Below are 12,271 nucleotides of genomic sequence, written 5' to 3' on the forward strand. Positions count from 1 at the left end.
TCAGCCCTTGCCCGGGTGCAGCGCGCCGCAGTTGTCGCAGATACGGGCCTTCTCGTCGGCGTAGAACGCGGCGAAGACCGGGGGCAGGTCGGCGGCGATGTCGCGGACCTGCAACTCCACCTCGTGCACCTTGTGGTGGCACTCGCCGCAGTACCACTGGAACTTCTCCAGCGTGCCCTCCTCGCGGACCCGCTCGATCACCATGCCGACCGAGCCGGCCTCGGGCCGCTGCGGCGAGTGCGGGGTGTTGCGCGGCAGCATCCACATCTGACCCTCGCGCACGTGCACCGTACGCGGACCCTCGGGTAGCATCAGGTTGATGTGCATGTTGCCCTTGACCTGGTAGAAGAACTCCTCGTACGGGTCGACGTGGAAGTCCGTGCGCTGATTCGGGCCGCCCACCACCATGACGATGAAGTCGTCGCTGCCGGGCAGCATCTCCTTGTTGCCCACCGGAGGCTTGAGCAGGTGCTGGTTCTCGCCGATCCAGCCGGAGAAGCTGAACGGCTCGGCGATCTCACTCACGGGGAACCTCCCGACGGAAGTAGGGCGACGGCCTGCATCTCGATCAGCAGATGCGGGTGCGGAAGCTGGTGCACGGCCACTGTGGTCCGGGTCGGCCCGGTGGCGTCGAAAAACTCCGCCCACACCTCGTTGTAGCCGCCGAAGTCGTTCATGTTGACCAGGTAACTGGTGACCTGCACCAGGTCGCCCAGGTCGGCGCCGACCGAGCGCAGCAGGTCGCGGATGTTCTCGACCACCGCCCGGGTCTGCTCCCGGATGTCCAGGTCGGTGGTGCCGAACTCGTCCACCGACACCCCGGCGAACGTGTTGTCCGGCCGGCGCGACGACGTACCGGAGACGAAGACGAACCCGCCGGCCACCTTGACGTGCGGGAACGCGCCCCGCGGCACGGCCTTCCCGGTCACCACCCGAGCCGTCATGAGAGGGCCTTCAGGGAGGCGGAACCCAGCTTCTCCACCGTGGCGCGGACGTGGGCGCCGGGGCGCAGCGGCACCGCTGCGGTCGCCGCGCCGGCCAGGAACACCCAGCCCTTGCGCAGCCGGACGCCGTGCCGGCCCGCCAGCCGCAGCCCCTCGTCCAGCGCACGGCGCGGGTCGCCGAGGATGGCGGCGGTCGAGCCGACCTGCGCCACCCGCCCGTCGATCTCCAGCAGCACGCCGAGGTTGTCCAGCCCGTCCGGCACCGGCGACCACGGCCCGACCACGAACGCGGCGGCCGAGGTGTTGTCGGCGATCACGTCCGGCAGCGAGAAGGTGAAGTTCGCGTACCGGGAGTCGATCAGTTCGATCGCCGGGGCGACCGCGCGTACCGCCCGGGTGAACGAGCCGACCGGTTCGCCCGGGTCGGGCAGCCGGTCCAGCAGGAACGCCACCTCCGGCTCGACCCGGGGATGGATGAAGTCGCCGACGTCGACGACCCCGCCGTCGGGTACCCGCATCACGTCGGTCAGCCGGCCCCAGATCACCTCGTCCACGCCGACCTGCGCCATCTTGGCCTTGCTGGTGAGCCCCATCTTGAGGCCGACCAGCCGCTCACCCCGGTCGAGGCGGCGCTTGACCAGCGCGGTCTGCACCGCGTACGCGGCGTCGACGTCGAGGCCGGTTTCGGCGGCGAGCTGCGGGATCGCGGTGGCGTCGTCGGCCGCCACGCCCAGCTTCTCCGCGATGCCCGCGATGTCCGGCCCGATCATGGGTTCTCCTTACTCGCCAGGTCCAGTGCCACGTCCACGATCATGTCCTCCTGGCCGCCGACCATCCGGCGACGGCCCAGCTCGACCAGGATCGAGCGGACGTCGACGCCGTACTTGGCCGAGGCCCGCTCGGCGTGGCGCAGGAAGCTGGAGTAGACGCCCGCGTACCCCAGGGAGAGCGTCTCCCGGTCGACCTGGACCGGCCGGTCCTGCAACGGGCGGACCAGGTCGTCGGCGGCGTCCATCAGCGCGAACACGTCGCAGCCGTGCTTCCAGCCGTGCAACTCGGCGACCGCGGCGAAGACCTCCAGCGGCGCATTGCCCGCGCCGGCGCCCATGCCGGCCAGCGACGCGTCCACCCGGACGGTCCGCCCGGACGGCGAGCCGAGCGGGCCGTCGCCGAGGATCCGGCCGTGCTCGACCGCGAGCACGCTGTTCGCCACACCCAGCGACAGGTTGTGGTGCGCGTGGATGCCGATCTGCGTCTCGGGTTCCAGCACCTGCCGGTACGCGTCGACGCGCTGCGCCACGTCCGACATCAGCAGCCGCCCGCCGGAGTCGGTGACGTAGACGCAGTGCGCGCCGTACGACTCCATCAGCTTGGCCTGCGCGGCCAGCCCGGCCGGATCGTTGAGGTGCGACATCATCAGGAACCCGGAGACGTCCATGTCGTTCTCCCGGGCCCAGGCGATGTGCTGGGCGGAGATGTCCGCCTCGGTGCAGTGCGTGGCGATCCGGACGCTGGTCACGCCGAGCGCCTTCGCCGCCTTCAGGTCGGCGATGGTGCCGATGCCCGGCAGCAGCAGCGTCGTCAGCCGCGCGGTGGTCAGCACCTCGGCGGCGGCGGCGATCCAGTCCGCGTCGGCGGCGGCGCCGTGACCGTAGTTGACGCTGGAACCGGCCAGCCCGTCGCCGTGCGCCACCTCGACCGCCGCCACACCGGCCGCGTCGAGCGCGGCGGCGATGGTACGCACCTGGTCGACCGTGTAGCGGTGGGCGACGGCGTGCATGCCGTCACGCAGCGTCACGTCCTGGATGTAGAGGTCGGTCATCGCGCACTCATCTCCCGAAGCGCCACCAGCCGCTCCGCGGTGCGCAGCGCGGCCGACGTCATGATGTCCAGGTTTCCGGCGTACGCGGGCAGGTAGTGCCCGGCGCCGGAGACCTCCAGGAACACCGACACCTGGAGACCGGTGAAGTGCCGGCCCAGCACCGGCGCGTACGAGTCCACCCGGTCGAACTGCACGTCCTGCTTGAGCCGGTAGCCGGGCACGTACTCCTGCACGGCGGCCACCATGTCGGCCACCGAGGCGGCGATCGCGCCCCGGTCGGCGTCGGCGTCCGGGCACAGGCAGTAGACCGTGTCGCGCATCAGCAGCGGCGGGTCGGCCGGGTTCAGCACGATGATGGCCTTGCCGCGCTCGGCGCCGCCGACCACCTCGATGGCGCGGGCGGTGGTCTCGGTGAACTCGTCGATGTTGGCCCGGGTGCCCGGACCGGCCGACTTCGACGCGATCGAGGCGACGATCTCCCCGTACGCGACCGGTGTGACCCGGCCGACCGCGTGCACGATCGGCACGGTGGCCTGCCCGCCGCAGGTCACCATGTTGACGTTCGGCTCGCCCAGGTGCTCGTCGAGGTTCACCGGCGGCACCACGTACGGGCCGATCGCCGCCGGGGTGAGGTCGACGACGGTACGGCCGTGTGCCCGCAGCACCTCGTCGTGACGCTTGTGCGCGCCGGCCGAGGTGGCGTCGAAGACCAGCTGGACATCGGCGAACTCGGGCAGCGCGACCAGCCCGTCGACGCCCTCGGCGGTGGTGGTAACGCCGAGCCGGCGGGCCCGGGCCAGACCGTCCGAGGCCGGATCGATGCCGGCCATCGCCACCATCCGGAGTTCGGTGCCGAGCCGCAGCACCTTGATCATCAGGTCGGTGCCGATGTTGCCCGACCCGAGCACGGCCACACCCGTCGTCGTCATGAGTCCTCCCGGGAGAAGCAGGTACGCACCGAGCCGAGCCCGGAGATGCGGGCCTCGTACGCGGCGCCGGGCGTGACCGGCACCATCGGGCCGAGCGCGCCGGAGAGCACCACGTCACCGGCCTTGAGCGGGTCGCCCGACCGGGCCATGGTCGCGGCCAGCCACTGCAACGCGTGCAGCGGATTACCGAGGCAGGCCGCGCCCGCGCCGACCGAGACCGGCTCACCGGCGTGCTCCAGCACCATGCCGCACAGCCGCAGGTCCACGTCGGCGAGCCGCCGGGGCGCGGTGCCGAGCACGAACAGCCCGCTGGAGGCGTTGTCCGCCACCGTGTCCACGATGGAGATGTCCCAGTCCGCGATCCGCGAGTCGACGATCTCGATGGCCGGCAGCACGTGGTCCACCGCCCGGATCAGGTCGACAGTGGTGACCCGCTCGTCCGGCAGGTCCGCGCCGAGCACGAAGGCGATCTCCGCCTCCACCCGCGGCTGGAGCAACCGGTCGATCGGCACCTCGACGCCGTCGCCGACGGCCATGTCGTCGAAGAGCACCCCGAAGTCGGGCTGGAAGACGCCGAAGCTCTCCTGGACGGTCCGCGACGTCAGGCCGATCTTCGCGCCGACGCGGCGGTGCCCCTTGCCCAGGCGCTGCCGGGTGTAGACCTGCTGCACCTGGTACGCGGCCTCGATGTCGCCCTCGGGCAGCAGCCGGCCGCGCAGCGGCGGGCAGGGCTTCCCGTCCTGCCGGGCCACTGCGAGTTCCCGGTTGGCGGCCTCGATGTCCACGGTCATGGCGGCTCCTCGCTTACGTCGCTGGGGATTCCGGCCATTCTGCCCACGCCCGTTCACGAGAGGTCCACGCAGACGTTCGTCAGCTCGGAGTAGAAGTCGAGCGAGTGCACGCCGCCCTCGCGGCCCACACCCGACGCCTTCACCCCGCCGAACGGGGTGCGCAGGTCGCGCAGGAACCACGTGTTGACCCAGACGATGCCGGCGTCGAGCCGGGCGCCGGCCCGGTGCGCCCGGCCCACGTCCCGCGTCCACACCGTCGCCGCCAGGCCGTAGGCGGTGCCGTTGGCGAGCGCGTACGCCTCGTCCTCGTCGTCGAACGGCGCGACGTGCACCACCGGTCCGAAGATCTCCTCCTGGTTGGTGCGGGCGTCCGCCCCCAGGCCGGTGAGCACCGTCGGCTGCACGTACGCTCCGCCGTCGCGGGCGTCGCCGAAGCGCGGCGCGCCGCCACCGGCGCGGACCTCGGCGCCCTCGGTACGGGCCAGGGCGTAGTGGCCGAGCACCTTGTCCCGGTGGCCGTGCGAGATCAGCGGCATGTTCGCCGTCGCCTCGTCGTCCGGCCAGCCGTACGCCAGTTCGCCGGCACGCTCGGCCAGCCGGGCGGTGAACTCCTCGAACACCGGCCGCTGCACGTAGATGCGCTCGGTGCACAGGCACACCTGACCGCCGTTGGTGAAGCTGGACCGCACCGAACCGGCCACCGCCGCGTCCAGGTCGGCGTCGGCGAACACCAGGCCGGCGTTCTTGCCGCCCAACTCGAAGCTGACCGCCTTCACGCCGTCGGCGGCGGCGCGCATGATCGCGCTGCCGGTCGCCGACTCGCCGGTGAACGTGATCGCGTCCACGCCCGGGTGCCGGGTCAGGTGCTCACCGGCCGATCCGGGGCCGAAGCCGTGCACCAGGTTGAACACGCCGTCGGGCACGCCCGCCGCGGCCATCACCTCGGCCAGCAGCGTGGCCGAGGCGGGAGTCTCCTCGCTGGGCTTGACCACCACGGAGTTGCCGCAGGCCAGGGCCGGGGCGACCTTCCAGGTGAGCAGCAGCAGCGGCAGGTTCCACGGCACGATGACGGCTACCACGCCGACCGGCTTGCGGACCGCGTAGTTCAGCGCCCGGCCCCCGGCCGGGGTGACTGTGGTGAACGACTCGGTGGGCGCGGTGGCCACGATCTCGGCGAAGGCCCGGAAGTTCGCCGCCCCGCGCGGGATGTCGAGCGTACGGGCCTGCGAGATGGCCTTGCCGGTGTCCGCGACCTCGGCGGCGACCAGGTCGTCGAAGCGCCGCTCCAGCTCGTCGGCGACCCGGCGCAGCACCTCGGCGCGGTCCCGCTCCCCCATTAAGCCCCACGGGCCGCGCAGCGCCGACCGGGCCGCCGCTACCGCGTCGTCCACAGTCGACCGCGACGCCTCGACCACCTCGAACACCGGCTCGCCGGTGACCGGGCTGCGCTTGGTGAACCGGCTGCCGGCGTCGACGAACTCACCGCCGACGAAGTTGCGCAGCAGGCCGGGGCCGTGCGGCGCGTGGCCGGTCATCAGCCGGGGATCCCAGAGCGTCATCGCCGCCTCCCCAGCGCCGCGCGGACCCCACCGGCCAGCAGCGCTACCGCGCCGGCCGCGACCGCGCCGACCACCGCGTACTGAGCGCGCACCCGGCGGCGCACCTGCGCGTACGGGGTGGTGGAGAAGGAGACCAGCTCGTACTGGGAGACGTAGCGGCCGGGCAGCGCGCGTTCCAACGCGTGCTCGACCTGCTTGCGGGTGCGGAACACTGGCGAGGCGACCTTGTCCCGCATCTCCACGAAGTTCGCCAGCGCCATCCGGGCGATCGCCTCGGCGTTGTCCTGGCGGCGGTGCTGGAACAGCGGCAGCGCGGCGGCCCACTCGTCGTCGCACTCGTCGAGGCAGCGGTCCAGCTCGACGACGTCCTCGAACGCGCAGTTCGCGCCCTGGCCGTAGAACGGCACGATGGCGTGCGCGGCGTCGCCGATCAGGCCGACCTTCCCGGCCACCTGCCACGGCGTGCAGCGCACCGTGCCGAGCACGCCGACCGGGTTGTGCTGGTAGTCGTCGACCAGGTTCGGCGCGAGCGGAACCAGGTCCGGGTAGTGGGTGGCGAAGAACCGCTCGATCGCGGCCGGGCTGCTCAGCGACGCGAAGCTGCGGGTGCCGTGGGTGGGCCAGAACAGCGTGCAGGTGAAGGAGCGGTCCGGATTCGGCAGCGCGATCATCATCGAGGTGCCGCGCGGCCAGATGTGCAGCGCGCCCGGGTCGAGCGCGAACTCCCCGCCCAGCGGCGGGATGGTCAGCTCCTTGTAGCCGTAGTCGAGGAAGTCCAGGCTCTCGGTCACGCCCCCGTACGCGAGCAGTTGCCCGCGCACCGCGGAGCCGGCGCCGTCGGCGCCGAGGACGACCGAGGCCTCGGCGGTGACCTTGCCCTGCGGGGTCTCGAACGTCATCCCGCCGCCGAGCGGGTCGAGCCCGACCAGCCGGTGGTCGAACGCGACGCGCACGTTCGGCAGCGCGGCGGCGGCGTCGAGCAGCGCGTTGTTCAGCGCGCCCCGGCTGATCGAGTTGATCGCCCGGTCCCCGGAGCCGCTGTACGACTGGAACTCCGGCGCGCCCTCGACCGGGTGGATCATGCGACCGCGCATCGGCAGCGCGTCCGCCTTCACCTCGTCCTCCAGGCCGATGCGCCGCAGCGCGTCCAGGCCACGCTCGGACAGCGCCAGGTTTATCGACCGGCCCCGCTCGACGGTGCCGGTACGCGGGTCGGGCCGCCGCTCGTAGAGGGCCACCGGGTAGCCGCGCCGGGCCAGGTAGCAGGCCAGCAGGCAGCCGGCCAGCCCGGCGCCGACGACAGCGATCTCGTCGCGCTCGGTCAAGACCCCTCCTTCTCGACAGTCGCCGCCAAGGCCTCGGCGACCCGCCAGCAGTCGTGGTACGTGGAGTACAGCGGCACCGGCGCGAACCGGACGATGTCCGGCTCCCGGGCGTCGGCGATCACGCCGTGCTCGTGCCGCAGCCGCTTGGTCAGCTCGTTCGCGCTGCCCACCCCGATCCGCAGGGAGAGCTGACAGCCGCGCCGGGCCGGGTCGCGCGGGGTGACCACTGTCAGCGGGCGGCCGGGCGTCACCTCGTCGAGCAGTTGCTCCAGCCAGGCGGTGAGCCGCAGGCTGCGCTCGCGCAACGCCGGCATGCCGACGGCGTCGAACAGCTCCAGCGACGTGCGCACCGGGCCCATCGCGAAGATCGGCGGGTTGGAGATCTGCCACGCCTCCACTGTGGCCGGCGGCCGGGACACCGGCGTCATCTCGAACCGGGTGGCCGCCTCGGTGCTCCACCAGCCCTCGAAACGCGGGATCGACGGGTCGCCGAGGTGCCGCTCGTGGACGAAGACGCCGCCCAGCGCGCCGGGGCCGGAGTTGAGGTACTTGTACGAGCACCAGGCGGCGAAGTCGACGTCCCAGTCGTGCAGCGCCAGCGGCACGTTGCCCGCGGCGTGCGCGAGGTCCCAGCCGACCACCGCGCCCGCGGCCCGGCCGGCGGCGGTGACGGTGGGGATGTCCATCAGCTCGCCGGTCAGGTAGTTCACGCCGCCGAGCATCAGCAGCGCCACCGTGTGGCCCTCGCGGGCCAGGAAGTCCAGGACGTCCTCGGTGCCGAGCGTGTCGGAGCCGGGACGCGGCCTGAGGCGTACGACAGTGGTGTCCGGGTCCAGGCCGTGGAAGCGGGCCTGGCTGCGCACGGCGTAGCTGTCCGAGGGGAACGCGCTGTCCTCGATGACGATGCGGGTGCGCTCGCCGGCCGGCCGGTAGAAGCTGACCATCAGCAGGTGCAGGTTGACGGTGAGGGAGTTCATCACCACTGTCTCCGCGGGCAGCGCGCCGACCAGACGGGCGGCCGGAGCGGTCAGCAGCTCGTGGTAGGGCAGCCAGGGCCGCTCCGACTCCAGGTGCCCCTCGACGCCGAGGCGGCTCCAGGCGTCCAGGTCGGCGAGAAGTTCGTCCCGGGTCGCCCGGGGCTGGAGGCCGAGCGAGTTGCCGGCCAGGTACGCCGTGTCGGGGTGGCGCCCGCCGTCGGCGGGTGGGATGTGGAACAGGTGCCGGTGGCCGGGGTCCGCGGCGTCGCGGCGGAGGGCTTCGGTCTCGGGGGTGTGCATGCTGTTCTCTCTCGTCACATCGCGGTGCGGGCCGACCACAGCTCCGGGAAGACCACCCGGGCCATGCTGCGCTGCAACCATGCCAGTCCGGCGGAACCACCGCTGCCGACCTTGGCGCCCATGGTGCGCTGGACGGCCTTGACGTGGTTCCAGCGCCAGTCGCCGAACTCCTCGGCGATCTCGGTGAGCGCGTCGCCGAGCAGGCGCAGGTGGTTGTCCGGGCCGTTGTCACCGTAGATCCGGACCCACGCCGCCTCGACCGCCGGGTGCGCCTCGTGCTCGGCGTTCACGTCCCGCGACAGCAGCTCGGCCGGCACGTCGAAGCCCTTGCGGGCCAGCAGCGCCACCACCTCGTCCCAGAGGCTCGGAATGGCGAGCGCGGCGGTCAGCTCGTCGTACACCTCGGTCTGCCTGCGGAACGGGCGGATCAGCGCCCGGTCCCGCAGGCCGAGCAGGAACTCCAGCTGGCGGTACATGGCGGACTGGAAGCCGGAGCCCTCGCCGAGCCGGTCGCGGAAGCGGTTGAAGTCGGCCGGGCTCATCCAGCGCAGGCCGTGCCAGGCGGCGTTGAGGCCCTCCAGGTGCAGGGCGGCGCGGCGCAGCGGGGCCAGCGCCTCCCAGATCCGGTCCTCGCGCAGTTCGCGCTTGGCGTGCCGCAGCTCGTGACAGGTCAGGCCGAAGTACAGCTCCATGATCTGGCTGACCATCAGGAAGGACATCTCGCCCGGGTCGTCGCTGAGCGGCTCCTGAAGCCGGTGCAGCGTGCTGGCCCGTACGTACGCGTCGTACGGCACGCGGTCGGCGAACTCCAGCGTCGGCTCGCCGCCGTTGCGTGCCGCCCGAGCCGCCCGCTCCTGGGGGGTTACCGGGCGCACCGCCGTCGTCTGTTCCACAGTCATTCTCCGTCCGTGCGCGGGGTAGACGTCATGATCCCGCTGTGGGCGGCCGAATGGAATGCCTGTTCAACGGCGGTATGGTGGTCTCACTTCGCGAACCGAAACCATCTCGCGTCGCCGCCTTTACGGAAGGAAGGTCAGCCCGTGGACGACATGGACTGGGCCCTGCTGCGCGAACTCCAGGCCGACGCCCGGCTGTCGTACAGCGAGCTGTCCCGCCGGGTCCACCTGTCGCCGCCCGCCGTCGCCGAGCGGGTACGGCGGCTGGAGGAATCAGGCGTGATCACCGGCTACCACGCCCACGTCGACCTCACCCGGGCCGGGCGCACGGTGCTCGCGCTGATCCGGATGTCCTGCTACGGCGCGCGCTGCATCCTCAACGACCCCGAGGTCACGGGCTGGCCGGAGATCATGGAGATCCACCGGATCACCGGGGACGCGTGCAGCATGCTCAAGGTCGCCGCCGCCGACATGGGCGAGTTCGAGGAGGTCATCGACCGCCTCGCGCCGTACGGGCAGCCGTCCAGCACGATGGTGCTCTCCACCCCGCTGGCCTGGCACCCCGTGGTCAAGGCGCCCCGTTAGCTTCCCCCGCCCCCCGGGAAAGCAGGCGCCGCTGCCCGTCAGTGGTCCGGCGCACCGTCGCGCCGGGAGGGGGGAACCATGCGAGGGCTCCTGTCACATCGTGCGTTGTCGTCCCTGTTGGGCCTGGTCGGCCTGGTGGCGGCGTTCGTCCTGACCACCGCGTCGGCGGCCCGGGCCGGGGAGAACGTGTTCATCGAGGTGACGCCGAACAGCGTCCAGGCCGGTTCCCGGGTCGACCTGCGGGCCGGTTGCGACACCAGCAACAACCGCCAGGCGCAGGTCACCTCGGACGCCTTCGGGCGGGTGGTGCTGCGGCCGGACAACGGCTTCCTCACCGGATCGGTCACCGTGCCCGGCAACAAGGAGCCGGGCGACTACCCGGTGAACCTGGACTGCTCCAACGGCAACACCGCCTCGACCATGCTCACCGTGCTCAACATGGCGCAGCCGAGCAAGGGGCCGGCGACCGGCGGTGGTGGCACCGCGGGTAGCCGGGGTACCGGTTCGCTGCTGCTCGTCGGCGGTCTGGTCGCGGTGGCAGTGGTGGCCGGTGTGAGCGCCCGCCGCAAGACCGGCGGCCGTGCCTGACGAGGGGTGCCGCAATGGCCCGCTCATCGCGCCGCCGGGACCGTACCGGCCCGGCGGCGGACCGCACCCGCCGCGCCGCCGCACGCCCCGGCCGCCGGTCGCCGGAGCGCGCCGCACGGCTCCGGGCCGCGCTGCGGCTGACCGCCGTGGCCGCGCGCCGGTTCGCCCACGTCGCCGGGCACGCGTTCTCGGCCAGCGTCGCCACCACCGATCCGCAGTCCCGGCCGATCAGGGTCCGCGCCGCCGGGACCACCACCCGCCGGTACGCCCCGAGCCGCAGCCCCGGTGTCCCGGTGCTCGTGGTGGCGAGCGTGATGGCGCTGATCGTGGCCATGCTCGGGGTGGAACGGGTGACCGGGGTCAGCGTGCTGCCGGACCGGATCGTCGCCGGACTGCGCCCGCCGCCGAAGAAGTTCCCGGTGCTGCCGGCCAGTCCACCGACCGGCCTGAGCATCGGCAAGCTCGACCTGCGCGCGCCGGTGCACCGGGTCGGCATCGCACCCGACGGCAGCATCGCGGCGCCGGACGTGGAGCGGGCCGGCGAGGTCGGCTGGTACGACCAGGGCCCGACCCCCGGCCAGTACGGGCCCGCGGTGCTCGTCGGGCACGTCGACACCACAAGCGGTCCGGCCGTCTTCCACGGGTTGAAGGAGTTGGACGACGGCGACCGGATCGAGGTGACCCGGGAGGACCGCTCGGTGGCGGTGTTCGAGGTGACGTCGATCGAGCGGTACGGCAAGGAGAAACTGCCGGTGGAGGACGTCTACGGCGACTTCAGCCGCCCCAACCTGCGGCTGATCACCTGCGGCGGACGCTGGGTGGGCGGCGAGACCGGCTACGCGGACAACCTGGTCGTCTACGCCTCGCTGGTCAAGGCGCGCTGAGCGGGCCGGTGCGCGGGCCGGTCAGGCCGCCTCGGTCTCGGGTTCGCGCAGGTCGAGCCAGTCCGCCCAGCGCGGGTCGGGGGCGCGGTGCCCGAGCACCCGCCAGGCGGCTCCCTTGGGCGCGGCCGGCAGGTGGTGCAGCCGCCAGCCCAACTCGGCGGGCGTCTTGTCGCCTTTGGTGTGGTTGCACCGCGCGCACGCGGCGACCACGTTCTCCCAGGCGTGCCGGCCGCCCCGGCTGCGTGGGAAGACGTGATCGATGGTCTCGGCAGGCCCACGGCAGTACGCGCACCGCCACCCGTCGCGGGCGAACACGGCCCGCCGGGACAACCCGATGTGGGTGCGGTACGGCACCCGGACGTAGCGGGTCAGGCGTACCACCGAGGGCACCGGTAACGCGTTGCGCGCGCTGTGCAGGATGCCTTCGCCGTCGGCGACGCAGACCGCCTTGGCGGAGAGGACGAGAATCGCGGCACGACGCACCGACACGACGCACAGGGGCTCGTAGGTGGCGTTGAGAACGAGTGCACCGGAGCCCGCCGTGGGTCGTATGTCAGGCATCGCGCTCACCCTCCCGGTCCAGCCGCTCCCGCCTCGTGCGCGCCGGAACCGCCGGCGCGGACAGCGCGCAACGGCTTCGGCGCCGGCCGGATCACCGACGTCCGTTGCGC

At 72.5% G+C, this 12,271-nt stretch carries 14 protein-coding genes; 3 read left to right on the forward strand and 11 right to left on the reverse strand.

The features are described 5' to 3' along the window. Genes C569_RS0116665 through C569_RS0116710 form a run of 10 tightly spaced genes read right to left on the reverse strand, consistent with a single transcriptional unit; the run spans window position 1 to window position 9,546 of the window. The gene (locus C569_RS0116665) at window positions 1-525 is read right to left on the reverse strand and encodes a 3-hydroxyanthranilate 3,4-dioxygenase (RefSeq protein WP_018786910.1); all 525 of its coding nucleotides are present in this window, start codon (window positions 523-525) and stop codon (window positions 1-3) included. After that, window positions 522-944: a RidA family protein gene (locus C569_RS0116670; protein WP_026268246.1), complete on the reverse strand. Its 423-nt coding sequence runs from the start codon at window positions 942-944 to the stop codon at window positions 522-524. The genes C569_RS0116665 and C569_RS0116670 overlap by 4 nt, the downstream gene beginning before the upstream one ends. Then, window positions 941-1,714, reverse strand: coding sequence for a 2-keto-4-pentenoate hydratase (locus C569_RS0116675; protein WP_018786912.1), 774 nt, complete (start codon window positions 1,712-1,714; stop codon window positions 941-943). Before C569_RS0116675 ends, C569_RS0116670 begins: the two co-directional genes overlap by 4 nt. Further along, window positions 1,711-2,766: a 4-hydroxy-2-oxovalerate aldolase gene (dmpG, locus tag C569_RS0116680; protein ID WP_018786913.1), complete on the reverse strand. Its 1,056-nt coding sequence runs from the start codon at window positions 2,764-2,766 to the stop codon at window positions 1,711-1,713. Before dmpG ends, C569_RS0116675 begins: the two co-directional genes overlap by 4 nt. Next, window positions 2,763-3,695 (reverse strand): acetaldehyde dehydrogenase (acetylating), encoded by a 933-nt coding sequence (locus C569_RS0116685; protein WP_018786914.1) that lies wholly within the window; start codon window positions 3,693-3,695, stop codon window positions 2,763-2,765. Before C569_RS0116685 ends, dmpG begins: the two co-directional genes overlap by 4 nt. Continuing rightward, the gene (locus C569_RS0116690; RefSeq protein ID WP_018786915.1) at window positions 3,692-4,486 is read right to left on the reverse strand and encodes a 2-keto-4-pentenoate hydratase; all 795 of its coding nucleotides are present in this window, start codon (window positions 4,484-4,486) and stop codon (window positions 3,692-3,694) included. Before C569_RS0116690 ends, C569_RS0116685 begins: the two co-directional genes overlap by 4 nt. 53 nt (window positions 4,487-4,539) lie before the next feature. After that, the gene (locus tag C569_RS0116695; RefSeq protein ID WP_026268248.1) at window positions 4,540-6,021 is read right to left on the reverse strand and encodes a 2-hydroxymuconic semialdehyde dehydrogenase; all 1,482 of its coding nucleotides are present in this window, start codon (window positions 6,019-6,021) and stop codon (window positions 4,540-4,542) included. A 20-nt stretch (window positions 6,022-6,041) separates the two neighbouring features. Then, the gene (locus C569_RS0116700; RefSeq protein ID WP_018786917.1) at window positions 6,042-7,370 is read right to left on the reverse strand and encodes an NAD(P)/FAD-dependent oxidoreductase; all 1,329 of its coding nucleotides are present in this window, start codon (window positions 7,368-7,370) and stop codon (window positions 6,042-6,044) included. Beyond that, window positions 7,367-8,647, reverse strand: a complete 1,281-nt coding sequence (gene kynU / locus C569_RS0116705; protein ID WP_018786918.1) for a kynureninase — start codon at window positions 8,645-8,647, stop codon at window positions 7,367-7,369. Before kynU ends, C569_RS0116700 begins: the two co-directional genes overlap by 4 nt. Before the next feature lie 14 nt (window positions 8,648-8,661). After that, window positions 8,662-9,546, reverse strand: a complete 885-nt coding sequence (locus C569_RS0116710) for a tryptophan 2,3-dioxygenase (RefSeq protein ID WP_026268249.1) — start codon at window positions 9,544-9,546, stop codon at window positions 8,662-8,664. Window positions 9,547-9,687: 141 nt separating this feature from the next. Between C569_RS0116710 and C569_RS0116715 the strand changes: the two genes are divergently transcribed. The 3 genes from C569_RS0116715 to C569_RS0116725 all read left to right on the forward strand — a co-directional run bounded on the left by C569_RS0116715 (window position 9,688) and on the right by C569_RS0116725 (window position 11,600). After that, on the forward strand, window positions 9,688-10,128 hold the full coding sequence (locus C569_RS0116715) for an Lrp/AsnC family transcriptional regulator (RefSeq protein WP_018786920.1): 441 nt from the start codon (window positions 9,688-9,690) through the stop codon (window positions 10,126-10,128). A 78-nt stretch (window positions 10,129-10,206) separates the two neighbouring features. Next, window positions 10,207-10,716, forward strand: coding sequence for a hypothetical protein (locus C569_RS30450; protein WP_081635963.1), 510 nt, complete (start codon window positions 10,207-10,209; stop codon window positions 10,714-10,716). A gap of 14 nt (window positions 10,717-10,730) precedes the next feature. Then, entirely contained in the window at window positions 10,731-11,600 is an 870-nt protein-coding gene (locus C569_RS0116725) for a class F sortase (RefSeq protein WP_018786922.1), read from the forward strand. Window positions 11,601-11,621: 21 nt separating this feature from the next. On the opposite strand, the gene C569_RS0116730 is transcribed toward C569_RS0116725, so the two are convergent. Beyond that, entirely contained in the window at window positions 11,622-12,161 is a 540-nt protein-coding gene (locus C569_RS0116730) for an HNH endonuclease (RefSeq protein WP_026268250.1), read from the reverse strand. Window positions 12,162-12,271: the final 110 nt, after the last annotated feature.

Source organism: Micromonospora sp. CNB394 (assembly GCF_000374985.1).
GTDB lineage: Bacteria > Actinomycetota > Actinomycetes > Mycobacteriales > Micromonosporaceae > Micromonospora > Micromonospora marina.

What these genes read in the sequence shown, in the direction of transcription:
- C569_RS0116670 (WP_026268246.1), bottom strand. Translation starts at nt 944, where the DNA reads ATGACGGCTCGGGTGGTGACCGGGAAGGCCGTGCCGCGGGGCGCGTTC.
- C569_RS0116675 (WP_018786912.1), bottom strand. Translation starts at nt 1,714, where the DNA reads ATGATCGGGCCGGACATCGCGGGCATCGCGGAGAAGCTGGGCGTGGCG.
- dmpG (WP_018786913.1), bottom strand. Translation starts at nt 2,766, where the DNA reads ATGACCGACCTCTACATCCAGGACGTGACGCTGCGTGACGGCATGCAC.
- C569_RS0116685 (WP_018786914.1), bottom strand. Translation starts at nt 3,695, where the DNA reads ATGACGACGACGGGTGTGGCCGTGCTCGGGTCGGGCAACATCGGCACC.
- C569_RS0116690 (WP_018786915.1), bottom strand. Translation starts at nt 4,486, where the DNA reads ATGACCGTGGACATCGAGGCCGCCAACCGGGAACTCGCAGTGGCCCGG.
- C569_RS0116695 (WP_026268248.1), bottom strand. Translation starts at nt 6,021, where the DNA reads ATGACCGGCCACGCGCCGCACGGCCCCGGCCTGCTGCGCAACTTCGTC.
- kynU (WP_018786918.1), bottom strand. Translation starts at nt 8,647, where the DNA reads ATGCACACCCCCGAGACCGAAGCCCTCCGCCGCGACGCCGCGGACCCC.
- C569_RS0116710 (WP_026268249.1), bottom strand. Translation starts at nt 9,546, where the DNA reads ATGACTGTGGAACAGACGACGGCGGTGCGCCCGGTAACCCCCCAGGAG.
- C569_RS30450 (WP_081635963.1), top strand. Translation starts at nt 10,207, where the DNA reads ATGCGAGGGCTCCTGTCACATCGTGCGTTGTCGTCCCTGTTGGGCCTG.
- C569_RS0116725 (WP_018786922.1), top strand. Translation starts at nt 10,731, where the DNA reads ATGGCCCGCTCATCGCGCCGCCGGGACCGTACCGGCCCGGCGGCGGAC.
- C569_RS0116730 (WP_026268250.1), bottom strand. Translation starts at nt 12,161, where the DNA reads ATGCCTGACATACGACCCACGGCGGGCTCCGGTGCACTCGTTCTCAAC.